15 protein-coding genes and 1 pseudogene are annotated in these 18,749 nt (G+C 72.2%); 4 read left to right on the top strand and 12 right to left on the bottom strand.

Annotated features, from left to right (window positions below; genetic code table 11):
- On the top strand, positions 1-955 hold a 955-nt coding region (locus C4T42_RS12265), incomplete at its 5' end, for an autotransporter outer membrane beta-barrel domain-containing protein (protein ID WP_146073998.1).
- Between the two features lie 51 nt (positions 956-1,006).
- A pseudogene (locus C4T42_RS12260) lies at positions 1,007-1,157 on the top strand (IS5/IS1182 family transposase); the annotation flags it as partial.
- 75 nt (positions 1,158-1,232) lie between these two features.
- Here C4T42_RS12260 and C4T42_RS12255 read toward each other — a convergent pair.
- The 4 genes from C4T42_RS12255 to C4T42_RS12240 form a co-directional block, all read right to left on the bottom strand.
- Positions 1,233-2,729 (bottom strand): diguanylate cyclase, encoded by a 1,497-nt coding sequence (locus tag C4T42_RS12255; RefSeq protein WP_081636521.1) that lies wholly within the window; start codon positions 2,727-2,729, stop codon positions 1,233-1,235.
- Positions 2,730-3,087: 358 nt separating this feature from the next.
- Complete coding sequence (locus C4T42_RS12250; protein ID WP_020094937.1) at positions 3,088-4,206, bottom strand: metallophosphoesterase; 1,119 nt, start codon at positions 4,204-4,206, stop codon at positions 3,088-3,090.
- A 161-nt stretch (positions 4,207-4,367) separates the two neighbouring features.
- Positions 4,368-5,009, bottom strand: a complete 642-nt coding sequence (locus tag C4T42_RS12245; RefSeq protein ID WP_020094936.1) for an HAD-IA family hydrolase — start codon at positions 5,007-5,009, stop codon at positions 4,368-4,370.
- A 241-nt stretch (positions 5,010-5,250) separates the two neighbouring features.
- Entirely contained in the window at positions 5,251-6,432 is a 1,182-nt protein-coding gene (locus tag C4T42_RS12240) for an alanine racemase (RefSeq protein WP_020094935.1), read from the bottom strand.
- 95 nt (positions 6,433-6,527) lie between these two features.
- Between C4T42_RS12240 and C4T42_RS12235 the strand changes: the two genes are divergently transcribed.
- A complete protein-coding gene (locus C4T42_RS12235) occupies positions 6,528-7,481 on the top strand; it encodes a LysR family transcriptional regulator (protein WP_020094934.1) in 954 nt (317 codons plus the stop codon).
- A 60-nt stretch (positions 7,482-7,541) separates the two neighbouring features.
- On the opposite strand, the gene C4T42_RS12230 is transcribed toward C4T42_RS12235, so the two are convergent.
- Both C4T42_RS12230 and C4T42_RS12225 read right to left on the bottom strand, forming a co-directional pair.
- Positions 7,542-8,081: a L,D-transpeptidase family protein gene (locus tag C4T42_RS12230; RefSeq protein ID WP_020094933.1), complete on the bottom strand. Its 540-nt coding sequence runs from the start codon at positions 8,079-8,081 to the stop codon at positions 7,542-7,544.
- Between the two features lie 78 nt (positions 8,082-8,159).
- Positions 8,160-9,608, bottom strand: coding sequence for a GGDEF domain-containing protein (locus C4T42_RS12225; RefSeq protein ID WP_081636520.1), 1,449 nt, complete (start codon positions 9,606-9,608; stop codon positions 8,160-8,162).
- Positions 9,609-10,095: 487 nt separating this feature from the next.
- On the opposite strand from C4T42_RS12225, the gene C4T42_RS12220 reads away from it, so the two are divergent.
- Positions 10,096-11,109, top strand: a complete 1,014-nt coding sequence (locus C4T42_RS12220; protein ID WP_091681712.1) for a crotonase/enoyl-CoA hydratase family protein — start codon at positions 10,096-10,098, stop codon at positions 11,107-11,109.
- Here C4T42_RS12220 and C4T42_RS12215 read toward each other — a convergent pair.
- The 6 genes from C4T42_RS12215 to C4T42_RS12190 all read right to left on the bottom strand — a co-directional run bounded on the left by C4T42_RS12215 (position 11,098) and on the right by C4T42_RS12190 (position 18,746).
- Entirely contained in the window at positions 11,098-13,428 is a 2,331-nt protein-coding gene (locus tag C4T42_RS12215) for an EAL domain-containing protein (protein WP_020094930.1), read from the bottom strand. The genes C4T42_RS12220 and C4T42_RS12215 overlap by 12 nt on opposite strands.
- 619 nt (positions 13,429-14,047) lie before the next feature.
- Positions 14,048-15,172, bottom strand: coding sequence for a putative sulfate exporter family transporter (locus C4T42_RS12210; protein ID WP_020094929.1), 1,125 nt, complete (start codon positions 15,170-15,172; stop codon positions 14,048-14,050).
- A gap of 28 nt (positions 15,173-15,200) precedes the next feature.
- The gene (locus C4T42_RS12205) at positions 15,201-15,533 is read right to left on the bottom strand and encodes a hypothetical protein (protein ID WP_020094928.1); all 333 of its coding nucleotides are present in this window, start codon (positions 15,531-15,533) and stop codon (positions 15,201-15,203) included.
- A gap of 13 nt (positions 15,534-15,546) precedes the next feature.
- Entirely contained in the window at positions 15,547-16,752 is a 1,206-nt protein-coding gene (locus tag C4T42_RS12200) for a molybdopterin-dependent oxidoreductase (protein WP_026605217.1), read from the bottom strand.
- Between the two features lie 89 nt (positions 16,753-16,841).
- Positions 16,842-17,681 (bottom strand): GntR family transcriptional regulator, encoded by an 840-nt coding sequence (locus tag C4T42_RS12195; RefSeq protein ID WP_049961882.1) that lies wholly within the window; start codon positions 17,679-17,681, stop codon positions 16,842-16,844.
- A gap of 75 nt (positions 17,682-17,756) precedes the next feature.
- Complete coding sequence (locus tag C4T42_RS12190) at positions 17,757-18,746, bottom strand: Ldh family oxidoreductase (protein WP_042672188.1); 990 nt, start codon at positions 18,744-18,746, stop codon at positions 17,757-17,759.
- Positions 18,747-18,749 lie beyond the last annotated feature (3 nt).

Here is an 18,749-nt window from a genome sequence, read left to right as displayed (position 1 = left end):
GCTGGGCGGGGGCGCGGGCGCGTTCAGCGCGGGCGATCCGGGCCCGGGCCCGAACCGCACGGCGCTGCAGGTGCGCGGCGGCGCCGGGGCGGCGGCGGCGCCGCTTGGGGTGGGCGAGGGCCGGGTCTGGGCCGACGCGCTGTACGGGTTCGGCGCGCGCGCCGGCGACCGGGCGGCCACGGGCGCCGGGTTCGACGCGGGCGGGCTGCTGATGGGCGTCGACCGCCAGGTCGGGGCGGACACGCAGGTCGGCGGTGCGTTCAGCTACCTGCGCGCGGGCGGCACGTCGCGGGGCGCGGGGCTGGGGCGGTTCACCACTGACAGCTACGGCGGCACGCTCTACGCGAGCACGCGGCTCGGCGCCGTGGTGCTGCGGGGCACGGCGGGGGTGTCGTACGCGGACGGCCGGGTGGACCGGACGGTGGCGCTGGGCGCGGCGGTGTCGCAGGCGAGCGGGGTGTCGTCGGGCTGGAACGGCGGGGTGTCGGGCTTTGCCGGGTACGCGCTGGCGACCGGCCTGCCGGTCGAGGTCGTGCCGGAGGTGGGCTTCAGCTACGACCGGCTGACGCGGGGCCGTGTGTCCGAGCGGGGCGGTCTGGTCGGGCAGGGCTTCGGCGGGCAGGGCTTCGCGGTGGCCGACCTCGACGCGGCGCGCAGCCTGGTCGGCGGGCGGGTGACGAGTTGGGCGTTGGCGGGCATTCCGGACCTGCGGCTTGAGGGTCGGGCGTACTGGGCGCACGAGCTGGCCGACACGGCGGCTTTGATCCGCTCGAGCCTGTTCGGGGCGGGGTTCGCGGGTCGGACGAGCGCGCTGGGCCGGGATGGCGCGGTTCTGGGGGTGAGCCTGACGGGGGCGGTCGCCGAGGGCGTGCGGCTGTCGGTGGGCTATACCGGCGACGTCCGCCCGGGCGCCACCGCCCAGGTGTTCACCGCCGGCCTCCAAGCCGCGTGGTGACGGCCTCTTGAGCCACGCTCCTCGTCGCGGCCGGGTCGCTCCCGGCACCCGTGCCGATCCCGCAGCATCACGCCGCGCATCGCACGGCGCGGCGGCGAGGGCAGCGAGGATCTCGGACGCCACCGCTGGATCGTCGCGCACGCCGGCGTGGTCGGCGCGCTTCCGCCGCCTCGCCATCCGCTCCGGGCGGCGCGACGATCTCCGCGCGCCTTCGCCCATCCCGTCCGCGCCCTCGTCCGCCGGACCCGGGCCAGAGGGTCGTGTGGCCGTCTCCGCGTCAGAGGCGTCGGTGAGGAGCCAACTCGAGAGCGGACGCGCCGCGAACCGGCGTGGCAGTCGGATCCGTCGCGGCCGAGTAGGTTTCAGCCGTCCCCTTCTGCTTACGCTTCGCGGCGTAGAGGGCCGCGTCGGCGTGGCGCAGCAGCACGTCGCGGTCCTGTCCGGCCTCTCGTGACCGCGCGAGGCCGATCGTTCCCGTCACCCGCGCGATCTGACCCTGCCCTTTCACGACCATCTCGAGGTCGTGCAGGAGGCGCCGCACCATCGCCTGCACGCCCGCGCCATCGCAGCCGGCAGGCACCAGGATCGCGAACTCGTCGCCCCCCAACCGTGCCGGGAAGCAACCGGCGTAGCAGGGCGCGCGCAACCGCTCGGCTACGCAACGCAGAACCTCGTCGCCGGCCGCGTGCCCGAGGCGATCGTTCACGCCCTTGAAGCCGTCGAGGTCGATCAGGAGGACAGCCACATCGTCGTCGGAAGCGCGCGCCTCGCGCAGCCGCGCGTCGAGCGCGCGGTGGAATTCGGCTCGGTTGGCGAGTTGCGTCAGGTCATCGGTGCGCGCCTGATGGCGAAGACGCTGCTCCAAGCTGTGCCGTTCGGTGATGTCCTGGATCAGGCCGATGAGGGCGACGGGCTTACCCTTGACCAATTCGATCTCGCAGGAGCACCGCACGCGCCGGGCATTGCCCTTGGCGGTCACGAAATCGGCGTCCATCTCGAACGGCTCGCCCGTGTCCAGCACGCGCCTGACGGCCGCGCGGAAGAGGGCGCGATCGGGCTCGGGAAAGAAGTTCATGATCGCGCCAATCGGCACACCGCCGCTGACGGGCAGCTCGTGAATGACGAAGACGCCGTCCGACCAGGAGGTCGACCGCGTCTCGATATCGTAGCGGTACGAGCCCATCTCGGCCATGCGCTCCGCCTGCTTGAACTGGCGGCGCTCACGCTCCAGGCCCTCGACGGCCATCCGGCGCTCTTCGGCAGCCTCGGCTGCGCGCAGGGCCACGGCGCGCGCCTCGATCAGGGCCTCCGCGATGCAGGCCAGCTCTTCGAGCACCTCCAGGTCTGTCGTCGTCGGCTCGCGGGGCTGTTCGTCGAGGACGCAGAGCGTGCCGATCGTGATCTTGTCGCCGTCGGCTTGCCGGACGCGGACCGGCACGCCCGCGTAGTAGCGGATGTACGGGGCGTTCGTGACGAAGGGGCTGGCCACGAAGCGAGGGTCGAGGCTGGCATCCGCCACGATCAGCGGAGCCTCCGTCTCGAACACGACGGGGCAGAACGCCTGGGCACGCGGCGTCTCGGCCGCCAAGGGACCGCAACGCGCCTTGAACCACTGGCGCTCCGGGTCGATCAGGGTGATCGAGGACATGCCGGTGCCGAGCATGCGCTGCGCGAGCTTGGCGAGTGCATCGAACTCGCGCTCCGGCGGCGTGTCGAGGAGGGCGATCTCGGCCAGCGCCTGCTGGCGGAGTGCCTCGCGCTGGGTATTCGATATGGTCCCCTGCAGCACTGTTCGACCTCGCCGGAGCCAAGATGGTATCCGGGGGATACGACGAGAAGGATTAATCGAGGGTGCGATGGCCTGACCTTTCGTCGAGGCCCGGCTTCGTCCTGGGACCGGCGCTGTCCGGCACGCGCGCAGGGGCCGCTCTCACCGCTCTTCTCCCGCGAGCCGGCCGGCAGCTTCCGAGCGGGGGCGATCCGGCAGCGACCCGGGGTAGCCGTTCCGACGAACATGGCCCCTCCCGGGGGAAACAGCCGAGTGTCCGGCGATGCGGGCTTCGGCCGGCGCTGGGGCCTCCCGGGCCTGGATCGCTGACCCGTGCGAGAAGCCGCGCGGCGGCGCGCGCGCGTCAGGTGGCTGCCCGCAGGGTGATCCGCGTCAGCTCCGACGGACGCCCGAGCCGGAGGGCGAAGCCGGGCCAGAGCCCGGTGCCGTTGCTGACGTAGAGCCGCATGGCCCCGACCCGGTACGCCCCCGAGACGAACCCGGAATTGCCGCGCGCCACCAGCCGGTCCAGGCCGCGGATCATGCCGCCGTGGGTGTGGCCGGAGAGCTGGAGCGCCACGCCGCGCGCCGCGGCCCGCGCGGCGTTGGCCGGCTGGTGATCCAGCAGAACGATCGGCGCGCCCGGCGGTGCGCCCGCCAGGGCCGCGTCGAGGTCGGGCCCCGGATGCCCCGTGGCGGGCGCGGAGCGGTCGGTGACGCCGGCCAGCACCAGCGCGCCGCCCCCGCGCCTCAGGATCGTGTGGGTGTTGGCGAGGACGCGGATCCCCAGGCCCGCGAGATGGCGCATCCAGGAATCGTGGTCGAAGAAGTACTCGTGGTTGCCGGGCACGGCCCAGACACCGTCGCGCGCGCGCAGGGCCCGCAGCGGCGCGACGTCGTCTCGCCGGGCCTCCAGCGAACCGTCGATGAAGTCGCCGGTCACGACGATCAGGTCGGCCTGGAGGGCGTCGGCCCGCGCGACGACGGCCCGCGCCCAGGCGGCCGGGAACAGGCGGCTGATATGCAGGTCGGTCAGGTGCAGGATCGTGTAGCCGTCGAGGCCGGGGGGCAGGTCCGCGATCGCGACCGGGACGTCTTTCAGGGGCGGCACGCGCACGGCCTGCCACACGGCGACGGCCGAGAGGCCGGCGGCCGTCGAGGCCACCGCGATGCGCCAGGCGGTCGGGATCGCCCAGCCGCCCCCGGGCAGAGCCAGCGAGATCAGCGCGACGGCATCGAGGCCGAGCTGCATCACCGCCGCCAGCGCGATCGCACCGAACGCCCAGTTGAACAGGATCACGATCGGGCGCGGGAATTCGGGCGCGAAGACCGACCCGGAGGAGAGGCGGCTCCACAGGTGGTACTGGGAGGCGACCAGGAGGAGCCCGGCGAGGCCGAGCCTGAGCGCGAGCGGCACCGGCAGGGGCCACACCACCCGCGCGATGACGTAGGCCGCGGGCAGGCTGGGGATGAGGCGGATCATGGGCGGCTACATGGACCGGGCGACGGCCGAAAGGCAAAGCTCGCGCCGGGCCGCCCGGTGCGCGGCGGCACATGCGGTCGCCTCGCGCGGGTCGGGAGGTGCCCTCTGCCGGCCCGTCGCCCGCCCCGCCTTCCCCCCGCCGCGCCCGGAGAAGGTCAGCGTCAGCGCGCGCCCGGATCGAACCAGGCGCGCAGCGGATCGAGGGTGGTCTCGTGCGCCAGCGGGGGCGACGCGCCGTCCGGGGCCGCCATGCCCACGCGGTCGTGCCAGTACGTCGCCAGCCCCACCTGCGCCGTGCCCACGAGGTCGAAGGCCGAGCCCGCGACGAACAGGCAGCGCGCCGGCTCGACCCCGAGGGCCTGCAGTCCCAGCCGGTAGGGACGCGGATCGGGCTTGTAGAACCCGGCGCGCTCCGCCGTGACGACCGCGTCGAGTTCGACCCCCAGGCAGCCGGCGGCGATGCGACCCAGACGTTCGGAGCAGTTGGTCACGACGCCGAGCCGCACGGAGCGCGCCGCGAGCGCCTGCAGGGTCTCCGTCACGCCGGGCCAGGGCCGGAGCTCGCCGTAGCGATCCTCGAGGTCCGCCGCGAGGCGGCGCGGCAGGCCCACCGCCGCGGCGGCCTCCGCCACGAGATCCTCGTAGGGCTGGTACGCCCCCGTCCGGTAGGTGATCCGCAGGTACTCGGCCCGCCACCGGCGGCCGGCCTCCGTGCTGCCGGCGACCGAGTCCCACAGGGACCAGCTGTCGAGCAGGGCCGTCAGGAGGTCGAACAGGACGGCGTCGAACCGGTGGGCTGTCATGATGGGCTTCTCCTTCCGTATCGGGCGCCGCATCGGGCGGCGTCGGTGCCGGGGGCCTCGGGCCGCGCCGACCGGGCCCGGAGCGCGCGTCAGTGCGCGCGTCAGTGCGCGCGGGCGGCATGCGCCGCCCCGAGGAGGGCGGCGGTCACGCGCCTCGCGGTGTCCAGGCGGGCTCCCGCCGCGTCCGGCGCCGCCGGGCGCTCGCGAGGCGCCCGATCCGCGACGTCACGGTCGGCGCCGCCTACCAGCCATTGATGCGCGGCCAGACGGCGGCGACCCGCCCGTCGGCGTCGAGGACGTGGTAGCGGTCGTACTGGGCGCCCGTCGCGCAGGCGTGGTTCGGCAGGACGCGCACACGATCGCCGAGGGCCAGGTCGGGGAGGGCGGCGCGGGAGCCCGGGCGCAGGGCGAGGATGCCGTGCTCCTGGTTGGCGTCGGCGACGATCAGGTCCGGGTAGGGGCGGCCGGCGCGGTCGCAGACCACGCCGTAGCCCTGATCGACCGCCTGCCGGGCCGTGCCCCGGTCGCGCGACAGCGCCATCCAGCCGGCATCGGTGATGATCCAGCCCTTGTCGCGGCGGTGCCCGATCACGGTGGCGAGCACGCTCACCGCGATGTCGTCGACCGCGACGGAGCCGACCCCGGCCTGGAACAGGTCGCCGAACATGAACACGCCGGCACGGACCTCGGTGATCCCGTCGAGGTTCCGGGCGTAGCGCGCGGTCGGGGTCGAGCCGACGCTCACCACCGGGCACGGCAGGCCCGCCGCGCGCAGGAGGGTGGCCGCCGTCACCGCCGCCGCGCGCTCGCCCTCCGCGGCCGCGGCGAGATCCTCGGGATCGCTGAGGCCGTAGCTGTCGCCGGCGTGGAGCAGCACGCCGCGCAGGTCCGCCCCCGCGCCGAGCGCGCGCCCGATCGCCACCAGCAGCGCCGCGTCGGCCGGCTTCACGCCGGAGCGATGCCCGTCGGCGTCGACCTCGATCAGGACCGGTAGACGGTCGCCGGTCCGCGCGGCCCAGGCGGCGACCGCGTCCGCCTGCTCGATCGAGTCGAGCACCACGGCGAGGTCCGCACCCCAGCGGCGCCGGACCGCTCCGACGCGGTCGAGCTTCTGCGGGGCGATGCCGACGCCGTAGATCATGTCCCGGACCCCGCCCTCGGCGAAGTACTCGGCCTCGCGCAGGGTCGAGACGATCGCCGGGCCGGCCGGACCGGTCATCGCCAGGCGGGCGACGTCGATCGACTTCGCCGTCTTCAGGTGCGGCCGGAAGGCGACGCCCAGCCGGTCCAGGTGCGCCCGCAGCCCCGCGAGGTTCGCGCGCAGCCGCGCCTCGTCCAGGAGAAGGCACGGTGTCTGAAGAGGACCCGACGCCCCGTCGGCCTCCGCTGACGGCACCTGCGTCCCGACTCCGGTCTCCGGCATGTCCACGCCTCTCTGTCTCGCTGCCGGGTGACAGATCATGCCGGACCGCGAGACGCCATTAATCTGTTCGGCATTCTGGATTAAGGTCGGCCTTAATGCTCGACACCGACGATCTCCGCTTCTTCGTCGCGGTCGCGGCCAGCCCGTCCCTGGCCGCCGCGGCGCGCAGTCTGAACGTGTCGCCCCCCGCCGTGACGCAGCGGCTGCGCAGCCTGGAGAAGCGGCTGCGGGTCCATCTGGTGGACCGGTCCGGCCGCGGCCTCACGCTGACCGACGAGGGGGAGCTTCTGGCCGAGCGCGGTCGCGACCTCCTCGGCGCCTTCGACGATCTCGCCGACGCCCTGGCCGAGCGCGTCGGCGCGGTGACCGGACATCTGCGCGTCGTCGCCCCGCTCGGCTTCGGGCGCCGCTACGTGGCCCCGGTCGTGACGGCGTTCCGGCTGCGGCATCCGGGCGTGCGGATCGACCTGCTGCTCTCGGATCGCCTGGGCCGCATCCCGTCCGAGACCTGGGACCTCGCGATCCACGTCGGTGAGATCAGGGAGGCGACCCCGAGCCTGACCGTGCGCGCCCTCGCGCCGAACGACCGGATCCTCTGCGCGGCGCCCGCCTACCTGGCCCGGCATCCGGCCCCGCGCGTGCCGGCCGACCTGCGGGATCACACCTGCATCGCGCTGCGCGAGAACGACGAGGACGTGACGCTCTGGCGCTTCCGCGCGGCGGAGGGCGCCGAGGTCCGCGTCAGGGTGGATGCGGCCTTGGTCAGCAACGACGGCGACGTGGTGCGGGGCTGGGCCCTCGCGGGCCTCGGCGTGATCGTGCGCTCGGAATGGGATGTCGCCGACGACCTGCGCGCGGGGCGGCTGGCGCGCCTGCTCGAAGGCTACGCCCTGCCGTCGGCGCCGGTCGTCGCCCTGCTCGGCTCGGAACGGCGGTCGCGCGCGGCCCGGACGGAGCGGTTCCTCGAGGCGCTCCGGCGCTCGTTCGATCCGCTCCCGTGGCGCCCGCCCGCGGGTCCTGGCGCGGCCGCCGGGGATGCGGGGCCTTGAGGCGCCCCGGCCGCGCGCCGTCCGGCCCCGAACGCTCCGCCCGACGACGCCCGATCCCGCTCAGCTCCGGATCTCGATCGGCGTGCCGACCTCGACCCGCGCGTAGATCGCGCGGGCCTCGGCGTTGGTCACGCCCACGCAGCCATCCGTCCAGTCGATCAGACGATGCAGGCGGCCGACCCAGGAGAAGCCGTTCCTCAGACCGTGGATCATGATGTCTCCGCCGGGCGGCACGCCGGCCGCGGACGCCGCGGCGCGGTCGGCGGCGTCCGGATAGGAGATCCGCAGCGCGAGGTGGGCGATGCTGTCCGGGTTCTTGCCCGCGATGCGGTAGCGACCCTCGGGTGTTCGGCCGTCGCCCTCCATCGCCTTCGGGCCGATCGGCGCGAAGCCCAGCGAGACGCGGTAGACCGCCAGGACGCGTCCGCCGCGCAGCAGCGTCAGGCGCCGTTGCGCCTTCTCCACGCGGACGAGATCCGCGCGCTCGGCCTGCGGCACCAGGCCGGGGGCCGCGGAGCCCGCGGGACCGTCGGCCGTCCCGAAGAGGAGGGCGAGCGGCGCGACGCAGAGGATCGGTCCGACGAGGTGGCGGCGTCTCATCGGCCGATCCTACGGGGCAGGCGTTTCACGGCCAAACGACCGGGCCCGGATCGCCGCCGGTCAGGGTCGATCCCGGAGTCAGGCGGCCCATCGCAGGGCGTCGCGGCCGGCGTGCTTCGCCTCGTACAGAGCGCTGTCGGCCCGCTGAGCCAGCGCTTCGTAGCCCTCGCCCACGCGCGCGACGGCCAAGCCCATGCTCAGGCTGACCGGCGCTTCGGTCCCGGCACCGGTCGAGAACGGCAAGGCGCGTGCGCTCGCGCGGATCCGCTCGCACACCGCCCTGGCGCGCTCGAGGTCGCTCTCGCGGAGAAGGATCACGAACTCGTCGCCGCCGAGGCGCGCGACCAGATCCCCCGGGCGGATCTGCGATGCGAGCAGCGATCCGAGAGTCTCGAGCGCGCGATCGCCCGCCGGATGCCCCCAGCGGTCGTTGATCTGCTTGAAGTGATCGATGTCGATCGCGATCAGGCTGACGGGCGGGAGTGCCCTGACGGGCAGGATGGTCTCGATCTGATGCTCAAAGCCCGCACGGTTGAGCAGTCCTGTCAGGGAATCGGTGAAGGCGCTCCTCGTCATCTCCCGATCGTGCGCGGCCAGCTCGGCCGTGAGCCGCGCCCGCGCGGAGACCTCCGCCGCGACGGGCAGGCAGGTCAGCAGGATGAAGGCCAGAAACACCTGGAACGCCTGCGCCTGCGTGACGGCGTCGGCCGCGATCAGGACCATCGGCCCGCGACCGTACATCGTTGCGACGCCTCCGATGACGGCCACGACCATCACGGCCGCGGTGACACCCAGGCGGCCCAGCCGGAAAGCGATCAGGATGAGGGGCGGGAAGATCAGGAACAGCAAGGGGCGGCTGGTGCAGAAGAAGGTCGCGTACGCGACCGAGCCTGCGAGGACGAGCAAGGCGGCCGCTTCGAGCCGGTCCCGCCAGCTCCGCTCCGCGAGCGCACGCGCGTAATCGCCTCGGAACAGCGAGAGCAGGAAGGGCGTGAAGACGATGAGTCCCAGGCCGTCGCTCGCGACCCAGGTGCCGAACGAGCGCAACAGGGGCTGGCCGAAGACGAGATGCGCCGTCAAGCCTCCCAGGACGCCGCTCGCGGCCGGTGCCAGCAATCCCGCGATCGCGAGGAACCGCAGGGCGGATCTCGTGGATTGCAGCAGGGCGTCCTGCTCGTAGGTCCTTCGCAGGAGACGGACGGCCAACATCACCTCGGCGAGGTTGGCGAGACTGTACAGGAAGGGGCCGAGCACAGTGCCCCGCGTCAGGACATTGGCCGCGATGTTCGCGGCCAATCCGGCGCTCAGCACCGTGCCCGATCGGACCCTGTCATGGGAGAGCAGCAGGGCGACCAGAATGGCATTGGCCGGCCATAGGGCAGCGATGTCGTGTCCGCTACTGGCCAGGCTCAGTGTCGAAGCTGCGGTGCAGAAATAGAGAAACGCTGTCGTCAACCATAGATAGAGTGCCGGCTTCTCGTCGCTCTCGTCGTCGGATCGCTCTCGGATCATGGTCTCGATAGACATGAAAATTTATAACGAACAGATAATATTGTGCAACTATTGGTATGCTACTCGTCTATAATACAACTGCTGGGGATGGAGACAGCAATCGTCATGATCGGCGATCGGCGCAGCGAGCATTGCGCCGACTCGCATGATCGGAGATCGGAGCCGTTACGGGGTGCCGCTGAGGCGTCCGTCGCGCGGTTGACCGCGCGTCCCCGCGGCGGACCCGGTCTCGCGCGGAAGCGGCGGGCGTGCCGCTTCACGCCTGCCGTCCGCGATCCTGCCGGACCGAGCCGGCGCCGTCGAGGCCGTGGAGGTCGAGGGTCAGGGCGGCCGCCGGGGCGTCGGCGGGCCTCTCGTCCGGAGAGGCCCGCCTCGCAAGCAAAGGTGGCTAAAAGGCCGGCATTAACCAAAGCTTAATTATCTGAGGAGGGCCGCTCCGGCTGCCTAGCTCCGCAACGCCGGCTGAGATACGGTTAAGGATCACTTAACGGATCCGAATACGATGGCGTCTATTACAGGTCTCGCCAAAGACTTGGTGCCATACCCTGGTCCTGTGCCGCTGCGACGGCGTCCGACGGCCGCGCGGCGGCCGAGCGAGAAGCGGATCGCGCCGACCGTCTCGTCTCCCGACCACGGCCTTTCCGAACTCGCTCAGATCGAAGTCAATCTCGAAACCGACACCAGCACCCTGTGGGCCTTCATGCGCCCGCAGGGCCGCCCGTGCCAGAATCCCGAGATGCTGGCCGACTTCAGCCGCCTGCAGGATGGCATCGAGCGCGGTTTCGGCAACGGCAGCCTCGACCTGAACTACTTTGTCTTCGGTTCACGATTTCCCGGCGTGTTCAGTCTCGGCGGTGATCTGAGCCTGTTCGCGAGCAAGATCCGCGCGGGCGACGAGGCCGCGCTGGTCGGTTACGGCAACGCGTGCGTCGATGTTCTTCATCGCAACATGAACGCGCTGAACCTGCCGATCATCACGATCGGCCTCGTTCAGGGCGACGCGCTGGGCGGGGGGTTCGAGGGCCTGCTCTCGTTCGACGTGATCATCGCCGAGAAGGGCACCAAGTTCGGCTTCCCGGAGATCCTCTTCGGGCTCTTCCCCGGTATGGGGGCCTACAGCTTCCTCGCCCGGCGTCTGGGGACCATCAGGGCTCAGGAGATGATCCTCGATGGGAGAACCTACACCGCGGAGGAGATGCACGAACTGGGAATCGTTCACGTCCTCGCCGAGCGTGGCCAGGGCGAAGCGGCCGTGCGCGCGTACATCGCCGGCAACCACCGGCGCCGCAACGGGCAGCAGGCGATCTATCGAGCCGCCCGGGAGGTCAATCGCATATCGTTGGAGGAACTGAGAAAGATCGTCTCGGTCTGGGCGGCCGCCGCGATGAATCTCACGGACAGGGATCTGAGCATCATGGAGCGGCTCGTCCTGGCGCAGGACAGGCTCAGGGGAAAAGCCCAGGCCGCTCAGGCCCGCACGGTGACCGCGCGGGGGCCGGCGGGGTCAGCTCGCTAGCTTCGTCACGGGCTCCGCGGCCGCGAGCATGGCCCGGATCTGGGATGCGGCGACCGGACGACTGAACACGTAGCCCTGGATCAGATCGCAGCCCTCGGCCCGGAGGATGGAGAGCTGCGTCTCCGTCTCGACGCCCTCGACGACGATGGCCATCCCGATGCTCCTTCCCATCCCGACGATCGCCCGGATGATCGCGGTCGACTCGGCCTTCCTGTCCAGGTCCCACACGAACGACCGGTCGATCTTCAGCTTGTCGAAGGCGAAGTTTCTCAGGGAGCTCAGGGACGAGTAACCGGTTCCGAAATCGTCGATCGACAGGCGGATCCCGAGCTGGCGGAGCGTGTGGATGGTCTCGACGATCTTGTGCGTCGCGCCCAGCGTCACGCTCTCCGTGATCTCGAGCTCCAGGCGATGCGCCGGGAGGCCGGAGCGGTTCAGCGCGCCGATGACGTGGAAGGCCAGCTGCGGATCACCGAACTGACGCGGCGACATGTTGACCGCGACGCTCACGGTCGACGGCCAGTTCCGGGCCTCGCGGCACGCTTCGTTCAGAACCCAGTCGCCCAGCTGGACGATGAGCCCCGTGTCCTCGGCCACCGGGATGAAGTCCGACGGCGGGATGTAGCCGGAGACGGGGTGCTGCCACCGTAGCAGGGCCTCGCAGCTCACGATCGCCCCGGTGCTCGCGTCGACGATCGGCTGATAGTGCAGCTCCAGTTCGCCGTTGGTCAGGGCGGCCCGGAGATCGGACTCGAGGGCGTGCCGCGCGCGCGTGGCCGCTTCCATCTCGTGCTGGAAGATCTTGAACCCGCTCCTGCCGGCCCCCTTGATGGCGTAGAGGGCGATATCGGCGCATTTCAGCAGCCTGTCCTCGTCGTTGGCATGGAACGGGGCGATCGCGATGCCGATCGAGGCGCCGACCGTGACGTGGGTGCCGTCGATATCGAAAGGTCGCTCCAGCTCGTGCAGGACGCGCTGCGCGAGATCCTCCGCGACGGCCGGCGACGTGACGGATTGCTGGACGATGACGAACTCGTCGCCGCCGAGGCGGGCGACCGATCCGGACAGCGCCCCGATCCCGCGCAGCCGGTCCGCCACCATCTGCAACAACCTGTCTCCGGCCGGATGCCCCAGCGTGTCGTTGATGACCTTGAAGTGGTCGAGATCGAGCAGATGGACCGCGAAATCGCCCTTGCTGCTGGCGCTGGCTTTCAGCGCCTGGGAGACCTTGGCCTTGAAGCTGCTGCGATTGAGCAGGCCCGTCAGATCGTCGTAACGCGCCATCTGCTGGATGCGGGCTTCGCTCCGACGCCGCTCGGTGATGTCCTCGAAGATGATCACGTAGCCCTTCTCGGCGGTCCGCCGCTGCATCAGGGAGACCACGCGATCGTCGGGGAGGATCAGGACCAGGTTTCCCGACCTCAACGCGTTCGACGCCGCCGAGAATGTCGAGAGCGTCGCGCCGCGCCCCGCGGTTCGCTCATCGATGATGGCGCGGCTCAATGCGTACAGCGATTTGGCCGTCGAATTGGTGTGGATGCGGTTCGAGGGAATGCCCGATATCGAGAGGAACTGGTCGTTCCAGACCTGGAGCCGGCCGCGCGCGTCGAACATGCACAGTCCGTGCGACATGTTGCGCAACGCGATGTCGAAGAGATTGGCCTGGGCCTGGAATTTCTCGGCGAGCGCCTCCTTCTCGCGCGTCGTCACCAGGGCCGACACGATGATCTCGCGCGTGCTGAGCGTGATGTCGATCATGCCGTAGGCGAACAGGAGCGAGAGGATGCCGAGCGAGGCCCGCTCGCCGTCGCCCGACACGAGCAGGCCCGCCGACAGCGGCATCGCCGACAGGAGCACCTGCGCGATGGCCAGCAGGGGGCGGCCCGCATTGCGGCCCGAGATGCCCGCGGCGTAACCGATCGTGAACGTGGGGGTGATGACCTGGAGCGCGAGGTTGGACGACCGCGTCGTGATGAGGAACGACAGGATGCCGAGCGACGCGGCGTAGGCGAACGCGCCGAGGGAGAAGTAGGTCTCCCAGAGCTCGTAACGATCGTGCTTCTGCGGCCCCTTCGTCAGGTAGATCCGAGCGAGCACGATGCGGGTGAGGCCGATCAGGCCGACCGCGAACGCGGTCACCGTGATCGCGCGATCGTCGGACCAGAACGCCGCGGCCGTGGCGACGATCGTCCCGGACGCGGCGCCGACCGCGAGCGACGCGAACGGCTGATACAGCCCGTCGACGAGCGAGCGCTTCACGCAGCGCGCGAGGAGGGCATCTTCAGCGAGTGCGGCCCGCAGCTTGGAATACAGTCCCAACGCGGCGTCTCGCTACTTCGCTCTCGTCGAGGGGGTCATCATTGTAGCAGTTCAATCCCAGGTTATATCCGCATATTAGCGGCCTCGAATTTCAGAAATATTGAAAACCGTGGTTAACGGCGCGCGCGGGGCAAAACTCTGCTTCGAATATTTGTCTCCTCTGCGCAAATATTCGGTGATCTCCGTCGTTCGCAAGGCCGAATATCGGTGCCGCGCCGGGCAGTCCGGCGCATGTATGGACGGGACGGGCGCGGAGGGTTCACTCATATCCCGTCGGGCGTTGCGCCGCGGACACCCCATATCCGGAGCTGTCGTCTTGCTCGGCCGCGTTCGGCGCGAAGACGTCTGCCTGTTCGTCAGACGTCGCGGCGATCGCGCGATCCTGCCCCGGCGGCATCGTGGCACCGCCGATCCCGTTGCGCGCTCGACGTCCGCATCGGCGCCCGGATGACGTCGTCTCGTCGGGGACTTTCACGCTCCCGGGCGGGCGACATCGCTGTCCGCCGTGCGCGACCGCCACCGTTGCGTGTGAGCCGCTTCCCCGGCGCGATCGCGCTCGCGGAGCCCGGGCCACCCGCGCGTGGACGCCGGCGGGTGCGGCGCGCCGCCGGCGACCGGCTCAGCCGATCCCGAGGCCGCGGATGAGCAGGACGGCGACGGCCAGCAGCACGAGGAGCGAGGCGGTGACCGCCATCGTGACCCGGCCGCCGACCTGGGCCAGCACGCGCACGTCCACCCCGAGGCCGAGCGCGGCCATCGACACGATGGTGAGGAAGCCGGCGAGGCGGGAGATCGGCGCGACCCAGGCGTCCGGGATCAGCCCGAGCGAGCGCAGGCTCGCCAGGGCCAGGAAGCCGAGGATGAACCACGGGACCAGCTTGAAGAAGCCGGGCCGGCGCCGGGCGCTCCCGGGGGCGCTTCCCCCAGCAGGCTCGGCGGTCGCTCCCGCCGCCGGCAGGCGCGGGGCGAGGAGCGAGAGCGCCAGCACCACCGGCCCGAGCATCAGCACCCGGACCAGCTTGACGAGTGTGCCCACCTGCGTGGCGAGCGGGCCCACCGGGACGGTCGCGGCCAGCACCTGCGGCACCGCGTAGACGGTCAGGCCCGCGAGCACGCCGTACTGGTGCTCGCTGAAGCCGACGAGCGGCACGAACAGCGGCAGGCCCAGCACCATCAGCACGCCCAGCACCGCCGTGAAGGCGATGGCCGCCGCCACGTCCCGGTTGTCCGCCCCGATCACCGGCGCCACCGCGGCGATCGCCGAGTTGCCGCAGATGGCGTTGCCGCAGGCGATCAGCAGCGCCATGCGCACCGGTAGGCCCAGGGCGCGGCAGAGCGCGCAGCTCGCCAGGATGGTCAGCGCCACCGCCCCGACGATGCCGGCCAGCAGCGCCGGGCCCGAGGCGACGATCGCCCCGAGGCTGACCGCGGCGCCGAGCAGCGTGACGGCCACTTCCAGCACCTGCTTGGCCGAGAAGGCGATCCCGGCCTTGAAGCGCGCGCCCGGCACCCAGGCGGTCCGCACGGCCGTCCCCAGCAGGATGGCCAGCACCAGCGCCTCGACGTAGGGATGGCCGGTCAGGTGCTCCTCGCCGGCCTGCAGAGCCTGCGCCACCGCGGTGATGCCCAGGCACAGGAGCAGGCCCGGGAGCAGGGTGCCGGCCGCCCCGGCCCAGGCGGAGGCCCCCCGCGACCCGGTCGGCGCGGCCCCGGACCGGTCCGGCACGGCGGTTCTGACGGTCATCGCGCGACCTCCTGCCCGGTCTCGGCGCTCAGTAGGCCGCGCCGAGATAGCCGGCGATGGCCCGGGCCTGCTCCTCCGTGATCGGCGCCCGGTAGACCTTGATCATCTTGGCGACCTCGGCGTCCCAGAACGCCTGCCCCTTCCGGGGCGGCTGCATGGCGACGTAGTCGGCCGAGTGGCAGGTCAGGCAGTTCTCCTGCGCGGCCTGGAAGCCGGCCGCGTGCGCGGCATCCGGGGCCGGCCGGAACTGCGCCGTCGGCTCCGGCAGCGCGTAGGTCTCGGGCGCGGCCAGCGCGGGTGTCGCGGCCAGCGCGGCGGCGATCGCGACGACCGACGCGCGGGGTGGGCGGGTGCTGAACATGCCGATCCTCCCTCTAGGCCGCGCGCACGCGGGTCGTCTCGACGACGTTGCGCATGTAGCCGGCGGGGTTCCAGCGCGGCTCCATCGGCTGGGTCGCGCCGTCGTTGCCCGTGGCCCGCACGCGCAGGGCGTGGGCGCCCGGCGCGAGATCGACCTCCGCGGTCCAGGTGCGGAAGGCGTAGGGGCCGAGATCCTGGCCGAGCCGGGCCGCGCTCCAGGTCCGGCCGTCGTCGGCCGAGACCGCGACGTCCCGGATGCCCGAGCCGCCGTCGAACGCGATGCCCCGCAGGGCGACCGGACCCGCCTTCACCGGCGCGCCGTCGGTCAGGTTCGTCAGGAAGGAGCGGACGTTGAGGCGGCCGATCGGGACGGTCCTGTCCGGCGCCTTGCCGGGCTCGGTGCAGGCGCAGGGATTGTCGGGGATGCGGTAGGCCGTCTTCATCCAGAAGCCCTCGAAGGGGTGATCGAGGACGGCGATGCTGTCGAGGTGCTTGACCCAGTAGGTGCCGTAGTAGCCCGGCACCACGAGGCGGAGCGGGAAGCCGTTGAGCCAGGGCAGGTCCTGCCCGTTCATGCCCCAGGCGAGCAGCACCGCGCCGTCCCGGGCGTGGTCGAGGGTCAGCGCCTTGGCGAAGTCCGGCGTCTCGGGCAGGACCGGCCCGTCGAGGCCGTTGAAGGCGACCTGCACGGCGCCGGCCTTCACGCCGGCCCGGTCGAGCACCGTCTTGAGCGGCACGCCGGTCCAGCGGGCGCAGCCCATGGCGCCGTTGGCGAGCTGGCCGCCGGCGATGCGCGGCTCGAAGAAGCCGCGGGAATTGCCCGAGCACTGGTTGACCGCGACGATCTCGGTCTGGGGCATCGCCTTGAGGTCGGCGAGCGACAGGGAGAGCGGGCGCTCGACCTGCCCGGTCACGGCGACGCGGAAGGCCTGCGGGTCGATCTCGGTCGGGATGTCGGCGAGGTGGTAGCGGACGAAGAACGCGTCGTTCGGCGTGATCGCGCCCCCGTCGAAGACCGCGAACGGCGTCTCCAGCTGCGGCGGGCGCGCGGTCATCTGCAGGAGCGGCCGCTTGCCCGGATAGGCCACGAGCGGCCGCTCGCCGTTGCCGAAGGGCAGCGTCCCCCCGTCGGCCGCCCGTGCGCGCGGCACGCCCCCGAGCGCGGCGAGGGCGCCGAGGGCGCTCAGCCGCATGAAGTCCCGTCTTCCGCGATCGGTCATCGCGCGCTCCCCGTTCAGGCTGTGGCAGCGGAGGTCCGGTTCGGCGCGCCCCGCCTTCGACTGCGAGGCGGCGCGTCGGGGGATCCCGGTCAGCGAAGGACCGAGAGGTAGTGGATGTCCTGCGTCAGGCAGGTCGAGAGGCGCCACTCGACCGGCCGCTCCTCGAGGTCGATGGCGACGCGGTCGATCTCGAGGGCGGGGGTTCCGGCGGGCACCTGGAGCAGCTCGGCCTCGCGGGGCCCGATCGCCACGGCCTTCAGGCGCTCGTTGGCGGTGGCGATCGTGATGCCGTAGCGGGTGGCGTAGAGGCTGTAGAGGGTGTTCGGCAGCTCGATCTGGGCGATGCCCGGGAACAGGCCGGCGGGCACGCTGATCGTCTCGACCACGCACAGCTTGGCGTCGACGGCGCGCACGCGCTCGATCCGGACCACGCGGGCGGACCGCACGAGGTCGAGCCGCCCGCGCTCGTCGGCGCTGGCGGCCGCCTCCGCGATCCCCGTGACCCGGCTCGTGGGCATGCCGGTGCCGTCGCCGTCCGGCCGCAGCTTCAGGAAGCGGAAGACGCTCTGCTTGTCGTCGTGGTCGGCCACGAACGTCCCGCGGCCCTGGCGGCGCACCAGCAGGCTGTCGGCGGTGAGCGCGTCGAGCGCCTTGCGCACCGTCCCCTGGCTGACGCCCAGCTCGGCGGCGAGCTGCCCCTCGCTCGGAAGGATCTGGCCGGGCTGCCAGACCGCGTCGGCCAGGCGCTTCAGCAGCGTGTCGTAGACCTGCCGGTAGAGCGGGCGGAAGCCGACCGCGCCGGCGCGTCCCGAGTCTGCGCGCCCCGAGTCTGCGCGCCCCGAACCTGCCTGCCCTTCGCCTGACCGTTCCATCGCGTGACGACGCAGAGCCCCATCCGTGGGTAGAGCGTCGAAGGTTGTGTCCAGCACCTCTCCCTCCTCTCGCTTACGTCGCCCTGCCGACGGGAGCAATCACGGGTTCTTCCTCCGCACAGGCGTTACGCCTCACAGCGCCCGGATCTCGGCCACGAGGGCTTCGGCCACGTCGAGGCCCGCCTCAGCGGCCCGGCGGCGGAGCCCGAGCCGGCGGCTGCCCGGGAGCCGGGCGCCGTCCTGCGCCTCGATCGCGCCGGCCAGCGCCGCGAAGCGCTCCGGCGCGTCCGGGCTGAGCGCCGAAGCGTCGAGGGCGAGGATCAGCTGCCCGGTGCCCGGCGGGTCGCCCGCGGCGTCGAGGAACGAGGAGGCTTCACCGGCGAAGCGCGCGCCGACGAGCCCGGCGGCCAGCAGCTCGACCATCAGGGCGAGCGCCGTCCCCTTGGCGTCGCCCAGCGGCACCATGGTGCCGTCGAGGGCGGCCGTGGCGTCGGTCGTCGGGCGTCCCTCCGCGTCGAGGGCCCAGCCCTCGGGGATCGGCTCGCCGCGCTTGGCCGCCCCGACGATGTTGGCGCGGGCCACCTTCGACAGGGCGAGGTCGACCACGATCGGCGCGCGGCCCGGCAGCGGGCAGGCGAAGGCCAGCGGGTTGGTGCCGAACACCGCCTGACGCCCGCCCCAGGGGGCCATCGCGGCGGGCGTGTTGGCGAAGAGCAGGGCGACGCAGCCCTGCTCGGCCAGGGCCTCGACCGGGCGGCCGGCCGCGCCGCAATGGTGTGAGCGGCGGATGCCCGCCGCCGCCACGCCCTGCTGGCGCGCGACGCCCGGCAGCGCCTCCAGGGCGAGGTCGATCGCCGGGTAGGCGAAGCCGTGGGCGGCGTCGATCGCGAGCAGGCCCGGCCGCGGGCGCGACGCAAGCGGGACCGCGTCGCCCGCGACCTTCCCGGCACGCACCTGCGCCGCGTAGGGCGCGACCCGCGACAGGCCGTGGCCCTTGAGCCCGTCCGCCTCGGCGCCGACCAGGGCGCGGGCGACGCTCCGGGCCGCGGCCTCGGCCGTGCCGCAGCGGACGAGGGCGTCGGCGGCGAGGGCCTCGGCCTCCGACAGGGTCAGGTTCGGCATCGG

Source organism: Methylobacterium sp. 190mf (genome assembly GCF_900107945.1).
Taxonomy (GTDB): Bacteria; Pseudomonadota; Alphaproteobacteria; order Rhizobiales; family Beijerinckiaceae; genus Methylobacterium.
Note: the sequence above shows the minus strand (reverse complement) of the source record. Positions and strands in the feature narration are given on the sequence as shown.